This is a genomic window from Rhodobacter sp. P2_H5 (assembly GCF_056403335.1).
In genome coordinates this window covers 35,110-48,462 of the sequence record NZ_JBFUFS010000016.1, presented here as the reverse complement: position 1 = coordinate 48,462, position 13,353 = coordinate 35,110, and the positions used below count along the sequence as shown (strand labels likewise).

Here is a 13,353-nt window from a genome sequence, read left to right as displayed (position 1 = left end):
ATGTATACCTATGACGCGACCAATATCTTCGCCCGGATCCTGCGCGGCGAGATCCCCAACAAGACCGTGCTGGAAAGCGCCCACACCCTGGCCTTTCACGACATCCACCCCCAGGCCCCGGTTCATGTGCTGGTGATCCCGAAGGGCGCCTATGTGACCTTCGACCATTTCGCGGCCGAGGCCACGGCCGAGGAGATCACCGATTTCCACCGCACCGCGGCCCAGGTCTGCGCGATGCTGAACATCACCCCCGGCGAAGGCTACCGCGCCATCACCAATGCCGGGGTCCACGGCATGCAGGAAGTGCCGCATTACCACCTCCATATCCTCGGCGGGCGCCTGTTGGGGCGGCTGGTCGAGCGGGCCTGAGGCCGGTTCGCGCCCGGCCCCGGGGGGCGCTCGGCGGACCCGGCTGGGGGGCTGTCTGCCCCCCAGACCCCCCGAGGATATTTATGGACCAATGAAAGCGGTCAGGTTGCCCTGGTTTTCCACAGGCTGACGGCGACGCCGGTGGTCAGGATCATCGCGGTGACGCCGAGGGACAGGCTGGCGGGGAATTTCTCCCAATCGAGGAAGTCGGCGATGAAGAGTTTGGAGCCGATGAAGACCAGAAGGGCGGCCAGCGCGTATTTGAGATAGGCGAAGCGGTGCAGGATGGCGGCGAGCGCGAAGTAGAGGGCACGCAACCCGAGGATCGCGAAGATGTTCGAGGTGTAGACGAGGAAGGGGTCAGCCGTGATCGCAAAAACCGCAGGCACCGAATCCACCGCGAAGATCAGGTCGGCGGTTTCCACCATGATCAGGGCGAGGAACAGGGGCGTCGCGAACCACAGGCCGCCGCGTCTGACGAAGAAGTTTTCGCCCTCCAGCCCCTCGGTCAGGCGCAGGCGGGATTTGAGCCAGCGCAGCGGAGCGTTGTCGATCGGCGCGTGATCCTCCTTGGAGAACAGCATCTTGATGCCGGTCAGGATCAGGAAGGCGGCGAAGACGTAGAGGAGCCAGTGGTATTCGGCCACCAGCGTCGCGCCGATGCCGATCATCAACCCGCGCAGCACGATGACGCCGAGGACGCCCCAGAACAGCACCCGGTGCTGCAGCGCGCGCGGAATGGCCAGGCTGGAGAAGATCAGCGCCATCACGAAGACGTTGTCCATCGACAGCGATTTCTCGACGACAAAGGCGGTCAGGTAGCTGGAGGCCGCCGCCGCCCCCTTCTGCCAGCCGACAAACAGCGAGAAGCTGAGACCGAGGGCGATATAGACCGCCGACATCCGCAGGCTTTCGCGCACGCCGATTTCATGCGCGCCCTTGTGGAACAGGCCCAGATCGGCAGCCAGAAGTGCGGCCACCACGGCCAGAAAACAGAGCCACATCCACAGCTGTGTGCCCATGAAGACTAAAGTCAGGAATTCCATATCGACCTCTCTGTTGAGGCTCGATCCGGCGGGAGGGCCAGCATCGAGCGCACTCGATGCGGTCCGACATCACGGTCACCGCCCGAAGGCAGCAAGCGTCAGAGGGGCCCGGTCCGCATCCCCAACATGGGGCGCGGCGGGAGGGCTTCAACCCTCGGCGGCCAAAATAGCGGCGAGGCCTTCGCGGTAGGTCGGATAGGCCAGGGTCACCCCAAGCACCGCTTTGATCCGGTCGTTCCGCACCCGCTTGTTCTCGGCATAGAAGGACCGCGCCATCGGCGTCATCTCGGCCTCGTCATAGGGCACCATCGGCGGCGGCGGCAGATGCAGCATCTCGGCCGCAAGGGTCAGCACGTCTTCGGGCGAGGCGGGGTCGTCGTCGCAGACGTTGTAGATGCCGGGATGCGGGCGCAGGAGCGCGGCGTGGAGGACGCGGGCGATATCCCCGACATGGATGCGCGAGAAGACCTGGCCGGGTTTCAGGATCCGCCGCGCCGAGCCGTCGCGCACCTTCTGGAAGGGGCCGCGCCCCGGCCCGTAGATGCCCGCCAGGCGGAAGATGTGCAAAGGATGGCCAAGCGCTGCCCATTCCGCCTCGGCCCGCGCCCTGGCCTCGCCCCGCGCGGTGGAGGGGGCAAGCGGCGTCGTCTCGTCCACCCAGTCACCGTTGTGGTGGCCATAGACGGCCGTGGTGGAGAGATAGCCCAGCCATTCGGGCTGGGCCTTGGCCAGCGCCGCGCCATAGGCCGCCAGCACCGGGTCCCCGTCGCCCGGGGCGACCGAGGTCAGGATATGGCTGGCCTCTGCAATCGCCGGGCCAAGGTCGGTGCCGGGCCAGACCAGCGCCTCGACCCCCGTGGCGCGCAGGGCGGCGGCCTTGTCGGCGCTGCGGGTGGTGCCGATGATGCGCCAGCCTTCCGCCATAAGCAGCGGGGTCAGCGCCTGGGCCGAATAGCCATGGCCAATGGAGAGAAGCGTTTTCATGGCCCCGTTATCCCCTTGGGCCAGAGGCTGTGCAAGCCGTTGATTGCGGGGCGCCCGATCGCTTCATCAGAACTTCACTTGCATGGCCCGGCACAAGCCTCTTAGATGCCCGACCAAAGTGATGGGACGCCCGCGATGAATGACGACATTTTCCTGACCCCTGCCGCACCCGAGCCTGGCCTCTTCACCGATGCCGCAGACGCCGTGGCGCGGCTGGAGCAGCTTTACGCCCTGGCCACCGACTTTCTGGGCCAGGCCTTCTCCGATGCGGTCAGCAAAGGCCGTCCCACCGCAAGGGTGCGCGCCTATTACCCCGAGGTCAGGCTCACCGTTTCCAGCCATGACAAGATCGACAGCCGGCTGTCCTTTGGCCATGTCTCGCAGCCCGGCACCTATGCGACGACGATCACGCGGCCCGACCTCTTCCGCAATTACCTGATCCAGCAGATCGGCCTGTTGATGGAGAACCACGGGGTTGCCGTCCAGATCGGCCTGTCGGAGACGCCGATCCCCTTGCATTTTGCCGTCGCCAACAATGCGGGCATGACCGTGCCGCATCAGGGGGTTCTCGACTTCACCCTGCGCGATGTCTTCGATGTGCCGGACCTTTCGACCACCAATGACGACATCGTCAACGGCCAGCGCACCCGCAATGCCGATGGCTCTTACCCGCTCGCGCCCTTCACCGCGCAAAGGGTGGATTACTCGCTCGCCCGCCTCAGCCACTATACCGCGACCGATGCGATCCATTTCCAGAACTACGTCCTCTTCACCAACTATCAGTTCTACGTCGATGAGTTCGAGTTCATGGCCCGCGCCGCCCTGTCGAACCCAGCGCTCGGCTATACCGAGTTCGTGGCGGGCGGCAATTCCAGCATCACGACCGGGGATGGCATCCTTGCGCCCTCGTCCAAGACGCCGCAGATGCCGACCTATCACCTGAAACGCGCCGACGGGAACGGGATCACCCTGGTCAACATCGGCGTCGGCCCCTCGAATGCCAAGACCGCAACCGACCATATCGCCGTGCTGCGCCCGCATGCCTGGCTGATGCTGGGGCACTGCGCGGGCCTCAGGAACAGCCAGAACCTCGGCGATTTCTGCCTCGCCCATGCCTATCTGCGCGAGGATCATGTGCTGGACGACGACCTGCCGATCTGGGTGCCGATCCCGGCCCTGGCCGAGATCCAGATCGCCCTGCAGGATGCCGTGGCCGAGGTCACCAAGCTGGATGGTTATGACCTGAAACGCATCATGCGGACCGGCACCGTCGCCACGATCGACAACCGCAACTGGGAGCTGCGCGACCAGTCCGGCCCCGTGCGCCGCCTGTCGCAGTCGCGCGCCATCGCGCTGGATATGGAATCAGCCACCATCGCCGCCAACGGCTTCCGCTTCCGGGTGCCCTACGGGACGCTGCTCTGCGTCTCGGACAAGCCCTTGCATGGCGAGCTGAAGCTGCCCGGCATGGCCTCGGACTTCTACAAGACGCAGGTCAGCCGCCACCTTCAGGTCGGCATCCGCGCGATGGAACGTCTGCGCGAGATGCCTCTGGGCCGCATCCACAGCCGCAAACTGCGCAGTTTTGACGAAACGGCCTTCCTCTAAGGCCAGTTTTCGCTGAAAGCGCGCAAAAATGCTTGCCTTGCCCGGCAAAAACCTGTGTAGCCAGCGCCACAGCCTTTCGCAGGCCAAGTAATACCCCCGGACACCGGGAAATGACCAAGGGACAAGTCCATGAACAAGCCGATGACCAAGACCCAACTGCTCGCCGCTCTGGCCGACGTGATGGGCACCGACAAGAAAATCGCTGGCACCGCCCTCGACGCGATCGCCGCCGTTGTGGCACGCGAAGTGGCTGCCGGTGGCGCCGTGACCCTGCCGGGTCTGGGCAAGATCGTCTGCCGCGCCCGTCCGGAGCGTCAGGTGCGCAACCCGGCCACCGGCGAGACCGTGACCAAGGCCGCTGACAAGCAGGTCAAATTCACCATCGCCAAAGCACTGAAAGACAGCGTCAACGCTTGATCTTTCTGAAACTATGGCAAAGGGTCGCTCCGTCGGGGCGACCCTTTTGCATTGAGGAGGTCTGATGGACCTGATCGCCCTACTGATGGGTCTAAGCTTCTCGCTGATGTGGTCCTCGGCCTTTGCGACCGGGCGGATCATCGTGGTGGATGCCTCGCCCCTCCTGGTACTGGCCCTGCGCTTTCTGATCTCGGGCCTGATCGCCGTCACCATCGCGCGGTTGCGCGGACAAAGCTGGCGGCTGAGCCGGCCTGTGGCGCGGTCCGTGCTGATCTTCGGCCTGTGCCAGAACGCTCTGTACCTCGGGTTGAACTTCGTGGCCCTGCAATGGGTCGAAGGCTCCCTCGCCTCGGTCATCGCCTCGGCCATGCCGCTGCTGGTCGCCCTGATCGGCTTTGGCATGGGGGAACGGTTGCCGAAACTCGGCCTCGCCGGGCTGGCGGCGGGCTTTGCCGGCGTGGCGCTGATCATGGGCAGCCGGATCACCCTTGGCGCCGACCCGACCGGGGTGGCTTTGTGTGTGCTGGGGGCGACCGCCCTCGCCTTTGCGACACGGCTGGTCAAGTCGGTCAGCGCCGGCGGCAACCTTCTGATGGTGGTCGGCCTGCAGATGCTGGTGGGATCGGCCATCCTCGCCGTTGCCGCCATGGCCTTCGAGACCCCGCGCCTGAACCTGACGCCAAATCTGATCATGGCCTTGAGCTATCAGATCGTGGTGCCCGGCCTTTGCGCCACGCTTCTGTGGTTCTCGCTGGTCGGACGGATCGGCGCGATCCGCGCCTCGACTTTCCATTTCCTCAACCCGTTTTTCGGCGTGGCCGTGGCCGCCGCCCTTCTGGGCGAAAAGATCACGCCCAGCGACGTGCTGGGCGTGATCATCGCCATGGCAGGCATCCTCGCCGTGCAGATCTCGCGTCAGGCCGCCGCCAAAGCCGCGTCGTAATCCTTCGCGACCTGAAGGGATTCGCGCGCCGCATAGCGCGCGACCCAATCGGCGATCAGCGGGTCATCGCCCAGAAGCTGCGGCGCAAAGGTGAAGGCCGAGGCGCAGAGCATATCCGCCGCCGAAAAGTCGCCGCAAAGCCACTTCCCCTTCTCCAGCGCCTTGCGCAGCCGCGCCTTGGCCTCCGCCATGCCGCGGAAATTGCGCGCCAGCCCGGGGTGGGAGATTCCCATCATCTCGGTCATCAGCACCGGCTCCAGCACGCCTTGGTACCAGAACAGCCAGGTCAGATACTCCCCCCGCCGCGCATCCCCCGGCTTCGGCGCCAGCCCGGCCTCCGGGAACAGCGCCGTCAGATACAGCATGATCGCCCCGCTTTCGGTGATCAGCGTGCCATCATGGATCAGCGCCGGCACCTTGCCTTCGGGATGCGGGTTGCTCGGGTCGATCTGGCCGTGGCCATCCCGATAGATGATGTCGACCTGCCGGATTTCGATCTTGTCCCAGATCTGCATCTCGTCGATCAGCATCAGGATCCGGGTCGAGCGGGAATTGGGGGCGTGAATCAGCGTCAGCATCTTTATCTCCTTTGCGCTTTCGTCTGCGCCTCTTATGCTCCACCCCTCCTGCCAGAACCTGTCAGCATCCCATGCCCCGCCCCGACCGCCTTTTCCGCCTTCTGACCGCCCTGCGCTCGCTGCCGCAGCCGGTGACCGCCGCCCGTCTGGCGGAGGAGACCGAGGTTTCCCCCCGCACCCTTTACCGCGATATCGAAACCCTACGCGCCGGCGGCGCCCTGATCGACGGCGCCCCCGGCCTTGGCTACACCTTGACCGAAGACCCCGCCCTGCCGCCGCAGATGTTCACCAGGCTGGAGGTCGAGGCGCTTGTCCTCGGCCTCGCCGAAGTGCGCCAGGCTGGCGACCCGGCGCTGGCCCGCGCGGCAGAGGTGGCCCAGGCCAAGATCATCGCCACCCTGCCCGAACGCGTCCAGCGTCAGGCCAGCCACGCCGTGCTGCAGATCCGCCGCTTCGACAGCCGCCCGCCCGCGCCGCCCCACCTCGCCCTGATCCGCGAGGCCTGCTGGGAGGAACGCGCGCTGGATCTCACCTATACCGACCGCGACGGCCAGCAGTCGCAGCGCCGGATCTGGCCGCTGTCGGTGGTCTTCATGGACCGCACCCTGATGCTTCTGGCCTTTTGCACCCTGCGTCAGGGCTTCCGCCGCTTCCACCTCGGCTCGATGAGCGCCGTCACCCTGACCGACGCCTCGTTCCGCCCGCGCCGCGTAGCGCTTTTGCGCGAATTCCTGGCCGAGCTGAAATCACATCGCGGAACCAAGCCCGGTTAACCCGGCTGAAACTTCGCTGCGCCACAAACGTATCACCCCATGGCGCAGCAAAGGATCATCCGTCCATGACCAGCATCATCACAGATTGGCGCGTGCGGGGCAGCCTGTCCGATGCGGTGCATCTGCTGACCCGGATGGAGGATTGGCCACGCTGGTGGGGCGGCGCGCACAAGTCGGCGGAGGTTTTGGGCGACGGGCACTTTGCCATGCGCAGCCGCGGCCTCCTGCCCCTGCGCTGGACCGCCCGCATCACCGAAGCGCGCCTGCCCTATCGCTGGGTGGTGGTGGCAGAGGGCGACCTCCACGGCCGCGGCATCTGGAGCCTGCGTCAGGCGGGCTCCGTGGTCGAGGTGGAATATGACTGGCGGCCCGCCGGTCTCTCGCTTCTGTCGGGCACCAGCCACCGCTGGGCCATGGCGCAGGGCCGCCTCGCCCTGGCCGAGGAGATGGAGCGTCTCTCCCGGCTGCAGGATACCGCGCCCTTAGCCGATCACGCCGCGCAGCCCACCCGTCTGCGCGCGATCCAGTAATAGGTGATCGGCCAGAACCAGCGCCATCATCGCCTCGCCCACCGGCACGGCGCGGATGCCGACACAAGGGTCATGCCGCCCCTTGGTGATCAGCTCCACCTCGTCGCCACGCTGGTTGATCGTCCGCCGCGGCGTCAGGATGCTGGAAGTCGGCTTGACCGCAAAGCGGCAAACCACCGGCTGACCCGAGCTGATGCCACCCAGAATCCCGCCCGCATGGTTCGACAGGAAGATCGGCCCATCGTTCCCCATCCGGATCTCGTCGGCATTGTCGACCCCGGTCAGACCCGCCACAGCCATGCCATCGCCAATCTCCACCGCCTTCACCGCATTGATCGACATCATCGCCGAGGCCAGATCGCTGTCGAGCTTGCCATACAAAGGCGCCCCCAGCCCCGCCGGAACCCCCTCCGCCACGACCTCGATCACCGCCCCAACCGAGTTATGCGCCAGCCGCAGCCCATCGAGATAGTCCGCCCAGTCCTCCACCGCCCCCGGGTCCGGGCACCAGAACGGGTTCTGCCCGATCTGCCCGGCATCAAAGCGGCTGCGGTCAATCCCCTTGACCCCCATCTGCACCATGTAACCACTGATCTTCAGCCCCGGCACCAGCGCCTTCAAGACCGCCCGCGCCACACCGCCTGCCGCCACCCGGCTCGCCGTCTCCCGCGCCGAGGATCGCCCGCCGCCGCGATAATCCCGCAAGCCATATTTCTGGTGATAGGTGATGTCGGCATGACCGGGCCGGAAGCTTTGCGCGATATCGCCGTAATCCTTCGAGCGCTGGTCGGTGTTCTCGATCATCAGCTGGATCGGCGTCCCCGTCGTGCGCCCCTCGAACACGCCCGACAGGATGCGCACCGCGTCATCCTCCTTGCGCTGGGTGGTGAATTTCGAGGTGCCGGGTTTCCGCGCATCCAGCCAGGGCTGCAGATCGGCCTCGCTCAGCGCGATACCGGGCGGGCAGCCATCCACCGTGGCCCCGATCGCCGGCCCATGGCTCTCCCCCCAGGTGGTGAAACGGAACACATGACCAAAGGTGTTAAGGCTCATCGGCGATCTCCTGTCTGCCGCACCCCCTTAAGACAATCCGGACGGCAGCAACAGAATTTTCGCAGAAAATTCGTGGCCCGCGCTCAGTCGGCCGTCATCGACAGGATCGCCGCCTTCTTCACCGTATCGGTCGGATAGGTGATCCTTGTCTGGATGCCAAAGCGCAGGTCGGGGAAATAGGTGAAATGCTGCACTGTCGGATAGGGCCCGCCGATATGCCCGACATCCAGCCCCATCGCCTGATAGCGGCAGGACCCGATCTTGACCGTCGCCACATTCCCTGCCGTCACATGCACCTTCTCGCGCCAGGCATCCGCCTTGGTGTCGCCGATCTTGGTCGTCGTGGCCCGCACGGCCGAGGTCCAGTCCATCGCCGCCGCAGGCTCCGGCACCCTGCGGATATAGGTATATTCCGATACCGTCGCACTGCCGTTCCTCGTGCTTTCGGTCTGATAGATCCCATAGGTCGCCTCGACATAGCGGGCGTAATTGCCGCCCGCATTGGTCTGCTCCAGCCTTATCACCTCATGCGCCTGGCGGTGCACGCTCCAGACCGAGCCATCGGTCAGCTTGACCGTGACGCCCTTGGCAAAGCTGAGGAAGTTCACACATTCCGCCTGCGCCGCGCCGGCAGCAGGTCCGATCATCAGGCACAAGGCCGCCACACGCAGGAACATGGTCATTCTCCCGAGGGGCCGTCCGCAGCCCCGATTCGCCAAACAAGGTTAACATCCCCTCATCGCCCCGCGCGTAGAGACGCAAGGAAGACAGAAGAAAGACGCGGGCAAGACCACGTCCTTGCCCGGAGTCTGTCAGCTTAACCCAGCGTTCTCAAGCCCTTGGCGTTTGTCCTTGCGCTTGCCCGCCGATGCCCTATTTTCACGCATACCTCGGGGTGGCCTCTGGCCTGAGATGCAGTTTGCGGACCCGTTGAACCTGACCCGGATCATACCGGCGGAGGGAAGGTAACGGCGATGCTCGCCCGCTCCATTCCCGCCCGTCGCAAATGGAGAGACCATGAAAAGCTTCCATCTTGCACTGGCGTTCCTGTCCCTTGGCCACATGGCCATGGCCGACACGCCCGTTCTGAACGTGCTGACCTATGACAGTTTCGCCGCCGAATGGGGCCCCGGCCCCGCCATCGCCAAGGGCTTCGAGGCGACCTGCGGCTGCACCGTCCATTACACCACCGCCGGCGACGGCGCCGCCGTCCTGTCGCGCCTGAAGATGGAAGGTGCCAAGTCCGAGGCCGACATCGTCCTCGGTCTCGACACCACCCTGACCGAATCCGCCCGCGCCACCGGCCTCTTCGCGCCGCTCGCCGCCCAGGCGCCCAACGATCTGCCGGTCCCCTATACCGACGCCAATTTCGAGCCCTTCGACTGGGGCTGGTTCGCCTTCGTCTATAACAAGACAAAAGTCGCCAACCCGCCGAAATCCCTCAAGGAACTCGCCGCGTCGAACCTGAAAATCGTGATCGAGGACCCGCGTTCCTCCACCCCCGGCCTCGGGTTGGTGATGTGGGTCAAGGCCGCTTACGGCGATCAGGCGGCGCAGGTCTGGAAGGATTTGGCGGACAATATCGTGACCGTCACCCCCGGCTGGGACGAGGCTTACGGCCTGTTCCTGAAGGGCGAGGCGGATATGGTCCTCTCCTACACCACCTCCCCCGCCTATCACCTGATCGCGGAAAAGGACGACAGCAAGGCCGCCGCCAGCTTTGACGAGGGCCATTACATGCAGGTCGAAGTGGCCGGAAAACTCGCCGCCTCCAAGCAGCAAGACCTCGCCGACAAGTTTCTCGCCTATCTCGCTGCGGATGAGGCACAATCCGTGATCCCCACCACCAACTGGATGTACCCGGCCAAGACCCCGGCGGCGGGCCTGCCCGCAGGTTATGAAACCCTGATCAAGCCCGCGAAATCCCTGCTCTTTTCCCCGGCCGAGGCTGAAGGCCTGCGCCAGGCGGCGGTGGAGGAATGGCAGACCGTCCTGTCCAAATAAGCGCTCTGGCGCTGGCGGCTTTGGTGGCGGTGCTGGTGCTGGGAACGGCACTGGCCCTGTTGCCACAATCCTCCGGCGCCGCATTGCGGAGCGCCGATTGGTCGGCGGTCCGCTTCACCCTGCTGCAAGCCCTTCTGTCGACAGGGTTTTCCTGCGCCCTTGCCGTACCAGTCGCCCGCGCCCTGATGCGGCGCAGCTTTCCGGGGCGCGGGGTGCTGATCCTTCTGATGGGCGCGCCCTTCCTGCTGCCGGTCATCGTGGCGGTCCTGGGGCTCTTGACCATCTATGGCCGCAGCGGCCTGCTCAACTGGGCGCTACAACTGGTGGGTCTGCCGCAGATCTCCATCTACGGGTTGAAGGGCGTCGTCCTCGCCCATGTGTTCTTCAACCTGCCGCTCGCCACCCGCATCCTGTTGAACGGCTGGCACGCCATCCCGGCGGAGCGGTTTCGCCTCGCCGAAACCCTCGGCCTGCCCTCCCCCTTCCGCCACATCGAATGGCCGATGCTGCGCGCCACCCTGCCGGGTGCGGCGCTGGCGATCTTTCTGGTCTGCCTGACCTCCTTCGTCGTGGCGCTGACGCTGGGCGGCGGCCCCCGCGCCACCACGCTGGAGCTTGCGATCTACCAGGCCCTCCGCTTCGACTTTGACCCCGGAAAAGCCGCCCTTCTGGCCGGCGTCCAGTTCGCCCTTTGCGCGGCGGCGGTCCTGCTGTCGGCCCGCTTCGCCCTGCCCTCGGGCCTTGGCGCGGGCCTGGACCGCCGGCTTGTCCTGCGGGCGCCCAGGGGCAGCAAGGGCTTGGACATGCTGATGATTTCCCTGGCTGCCCTGTTCCTGCTCCTCCCCCTCGTCGCCGTTCTGGCTGAGGGTCTGCCGACCCTGACCCGCCTGCCCGATGCGGTCTGGCTGGCAGCGCTTCGCTCGGTCTGGATGGCGGTGATTTCCGCCGCGCTTTCGGTCACAGCCGCTCTGACGCTGGCCAATGCCGTCGCCCGCAAGACGCTTTTCGCCCGCGCGATGGAGCTTTCGGCCATGCTGCCACTCGCCGCCTCGGGTCTGGTGCTGGGCACCGGCCTCTTCCTGATCCTGCGGCCCTTTTTGCGCCCCGAGGCGGTCGCCCTCCCCGTCACCATCCTCGTCAACGCCCTGATGGCGCTGCCTTTTCTGTTCCGCATTCTACTACCCGAGACGCAGAGCCTGCACGCCGACTATGACCGGCTTGCGCAAGCCATGGGCCTTCGCGGCTGGGCGCGGCTGCGCTATCTGACTCTGCCGCGCCTCGCCCGGCCCTTGGGCCTTGGCGCGGGGCTGGCCTGTGCACTGGCGATGGGGGACCTGGGCGTCATCGCCCTGTTCGCCGGCGAGGGGCAGGCCACCCTGCCCCTTGTGGTGCAGCGCCTCTCCGCAGCCTACCGGATGGAGGAGGCCGCCGCCGCCGCCCTCCTGCTGACCAGTCTCAGCTTTGCGCTTTTCGCTTTGTGCGAGTTTGGAGGCCGTCGTGCTGCACCTTGACCACCTGACCCTCGTGCAGGGCGGCTTTCATCTGAGCGCCAACTGGCAGCTGGCGCCGGGCCAAAGGCTGGCCCTTCTGGGCGGGTCGGGCGAAGGAAAATCCACGCTTCTCATGGGCTTGGCCGGCTTCATTCCGCCTGCCTCGGGCCGCATCCTGTGGCAGGGCCGCGATCTCGGGCCGCTGACCCCGGCGGAGCGGCCGATCTCGATCCTGTTTCAGGACCAGAACCTGTTTCCGCATCTGACCCTGATGCAGAACCTGGGCCTGGCGCTGAACCCGCAGCTGAAGCTGACCGCAGCCGACCGCGACCGGATCGCACAGGTGCTTGATCGGCTTGGCCTTTCGGGGATGGAGGGTCGCAAGCCGGGCGATCTGTCCGGCGGGCAACAGGGGCGCGCGGCCTTGGGGCGGGTGCTGCTGCAGGGTCGCCCGATCCTGCTGCTGGACGAACCCTTTGCCGCCCTCGGCCCCGCGCTGAAGGCCGATCTCCTGGGCCTTGTCACCGAATGGGCAAAGGAATCGGCAGCCACCGTGATCATGGTCACCCACGACCCCGCCGACGCCCGCCGCTTTGCCGATCAGGTGGTGCTGGTGCATGGCGGTCAGGCCGATGCCCCGGTTCCGACCGAGGCGCTGTTTGCCGCCCCGCCAGCCGCCTTGCGCGCCTATCTCGGCCCATGAAAAAGGCCCCGTCCTGCGACGGGGCCTTTTTCATTCAATGCTTTGCAGATCAGTGGGCGATCTTCTTGCCCTTGACCTTGGACCACAGACGCTTGTTGGTCAGGTACAGCAGGACCGAGAGCAGACCCAAGAGAAGCACGGCCTTGAAGCCGGATTCCTTGCGGACCATCATCTTCGGCTCGGCAGCCCACATCAGGAAGGCAGCGACGTCCTGCGATTCCTGGCTCAGGCTTGCTTCGGTGCCGTCGGCGTATTTGACCTGACCAGCGGCCAGGGCGGTGTCGGGCATCGCCATGTAACCGCCCGGGAAGGCCTTGTTGCCGTAGAGGGTCACGCCAGCAAGATCCTTCGATTCGCCGGTGAAGCCGGTCAGGATCGAATAGATATGCTCCGGTCCGCCCATACCCTTGAAGAGCTGGTTGGTGCCCAGACCATAGGGCCCGGAGAAGCCCTTGCGGGCCTTGGCCATGACCGACAGGTCCGGTGCGCCAGCCCCGGTGTTGGCCGGGAAATGGTCGGCCGGGGTGGCCGGGCGGTCTTCACCGGTCACCGCGTCCTTGACGGTGATCGTCTTGGCATAGGCTTTGACCTGCTCTTCCGGCAGGGTCGGGCCGCCCGGTTCAGCCAGGGCGCCGATGCGGACGAACTTCAGCCCGTGGCAGGCCGCGCAGACCTCGGTATAGACCTGAAGCCCGCGCTGCAGCTGGTGCGCGTCGAAGGTGCCGAAGGGCCCCTCGAAGCTGAAGGCGATATCCGTCGTCTCGGTGCCTTCTTCGGCCCAAGCCGCGCCGGTCAGCAGGGTCAGAGCGGAAACAGCGCTGATTGCGATTTTGCGAAACATATCAGTCAGTTCCT

The 13,353-nt window shown here is 65.7% G+C and carries 15 protein-coding genes and 1 riboswitch; of the genes, 9 read left to right on the top strand and 6 right to left on the bottom strand.

Annotated features, from left to right (window positions below; translation table 11 throughout):
* The gene (locus AC1DVR_RS18330; protein ID WP_478002049.1) at positions 1-369 is read left to right on the top strand and encodes an HIT domain-containing protein; all 369 of its coding nucleotides are present in this window, start codon (positions 1-3) and stop codon (positions 367-369) included.
* A 101-nt stretch (positions 370-470) separates the two neighbouring features.
* Here AC1DVR_RS18330 and AC1DVR_RS18325 read toward each other — a convergent pair whose 3' ends face one another.
* Positions 471-1,415 (bottom strand): TerC family protein, encoded by a 945-nt coding sequence (locus AC1DVR_RS18325; RefSeq protein ID WP_478002048.1) that lies wholly within the window; start codon positions 1,413-1,415, stop codon positions 471-473.
* A gap of 147 nt (positions 1,416-1,562) precedes the next feature.
* Positions 1,563-2,399, bottom strand: coding sequence for an SDR family oxidoreductase (locus tag AC1DVR_RS18320; protein WP_478002047.1), 837 nt, complete (start codon positions 2,397-2,399; stop codon positions 1,563-1,565).
* A gap of 135 nt (positions 2,400-2,534) precedes the next feature.
* On the opposite strand from AC1DVR_RS18320, the gene AC1DVR_RS18315 reads away from it, so the two are divergent.
* The 3 genes from AC1DVR_RS18315 (at position 2,535) to AC1DVR_RS18305 (ending at position 5,367) form a co-directional block, all read left to right on the top strand.
* Positions 2,535-4,007 (top strand): AMP nucleosidase, encoded by a 1,473-nt coding sequence (locus AC1DVR_RS18315; protein ID WP_478002046.1) that lies wholly within the window; start codon positions 2,535-2,537, stop codon positions 4,005-4,007.
* Between the two features lie 129 nt (positions 4,008-4,136).
* Positions 4,137-4,424, top strand: coding sequence for an HU family DNA-binding protein (locus AC1DVR_RS18310; RefSeq protein WP_478002045.1), 288 nt, complete (start codon positions 4,137-4,139; stop codon positions 4,422-4,424).
* 64 nt (positions 4,425-4,488) lie between these two features.
* Complete coding sequence (locus AC1DVR_RS18305) at positions 4,489-5,367, top strand: DMT family transporter (protein WP_478002044.1); 879 nt, start codon at positions 4,489-4,491, stop codon at positions 5,365-5,367.
* Here AC1DVR_RS18305 and AC1DVR_RS18300 read toward each other — a convergent pair.
* A complete protein-coding gene (locus AC1DVR_RS18300; protein ID WP_478002043.1) occupies positions 5,340-5,945 on the bottom strand; it encodes a glutathione S-transferase family protein in 606 nt (201 codons plus the stop codon). The genes AC1DVR_RS18305 and AC1DVR_RS18300 overlap by 28 nt on opposite strands.
* 71 nt (positions 5,946-6,016) lie before the next feature.
* Here AC1DVR_RS18300 and AC1DVR_RS18295 point away from each other — a divergent pair, with 71 nt between their 5' ends.
* Both AC1DVR_RS18295 and AC1DVR_RS18290 read left to right on the top strand, forming a co-directional pair.
* Entirely contained in the window at positions 6,017-6,718 is a 702-nt protein-coding gene (locus AC1DVR_RS18295; RefSeq protein WP_478002042.1) for a helix-turn-helix transcriptional regulator, read from the top strand.
* Between the two features lie 65 nt (positions 6,719-6,783).
* Positions 6,784-7,248, top strand: coding sequence for an SRPBCC family protein (locus AC1DVR_RS18290; RefSeq protein WP_478002041.1), 465 nt, complete (start codon positions 6,784-6,786; stop codon positions 7,246-7,248).
* On the opposite strand, the gene aroC is transcribed toward AC1DVR_RS18290, so the two are convergent.
* Positions 7,201-8,301 (bottom strand): chorismate synthase, encoded by a 1,101-nt coding sequence (gene aroC / locus AC1DVR_RS18285; RefSeq protein WP_478002040.1) that lies wholly within the window; start codon positions 8,299-8,301, stop codon positions 7,201-7,203. The genes AC1DVR_RS18290 and aroC overlap by 48 nt on opposite strands.
* 83 nt (positions 8,302-8,384) lie before the next feature.
* Positions 8,385-8,978: a hypothetical protein gene (locus AC1DVR_RS18280; RefSeq protein ID WP_478002039.1), complete on the bottom strand. Its 594-nt coding sequence runs from the start codon at positions 8,976-8,978 to the stop codon at positions 8,385-8,387.
* A gap of 204 nt (positions 8,979-9,182) precedes the next feature.
* A riboswitch (TPP riboswitch) is annotated at positions 9,183-9,281 on the top strand.
* A gap of 37 nt (positions 9,282-9,318) precedes the next feature.
* Between AC1DVR_RS18280 and thiB the strand changes: the two genes are divergently transcribed.
* The 3 genes from thiB to AC1DVR_RS18265 are packed head-to-tail and all read left to right on the top strand — an operon-like array spanning position 9,319 to position 12,498.
* Entirely contained in the window at positions 9,319-10,305 is a 987-nt protein-coding gene (gene thiB, locus AC1DVR_RS18275; protein ID WP_478002038.1) for a thiamine ABC transporter substrate binding subunit, read from the top strand.
* Positions 10,281-11,816, top strand: a complete 1,536-nt coding sequence (locus AC1DVR_RS18270; protein ID WP_478002037.1) for a thiamine/thiamine pyrophosphate ABC transporter permease ThiP — start codon at positions 10,281-10,283, stop codon at positions 11,814-11,816. The genes thiB and AC1DVR_RS18270 overlap by 25 nt, the downstream gene beginning before the upstream one ends.
* Positions 11,803-12,498 carry a thiamine ABC transporter ATP-binding protein gene (locus AC1DVR_RS18265; RefSeq protein ID WP_478002036.1) on the top strand — a complete coding sequence of 232 codons (696 nt, stop codon included), beginning with the start codon at positions 11,803-11,805 and terminating at the stop codon, positions 12,496-12,498. The genes AC1DVR_RS18270 and AC1DVR_RS18265 overlap by 14 nt, the downstream gene beginning before the upstream one ends.
* A 49-nt stretch (positions 12,499-12,547) precedes the next feature.
* On the opposite strand, the gene AC1DVR_RS18260 is transcribed toward AC1DVR_RS18265, so the two are convergent.
* The gene (locus AC1DVR_RS18260) at positions 12,548-13,339 is read right to left on the bottom strand and encodes a cytochrome c1 (RefSeq protein WP_478002035.1); all 792 of its coding nucleotides are present in this window, start codon (positions 13,337-13,339) and stop codon (positions 12,548-12,550) included.
* Positions 13,340-13,353: the final 14 nt, after the last annotated feature.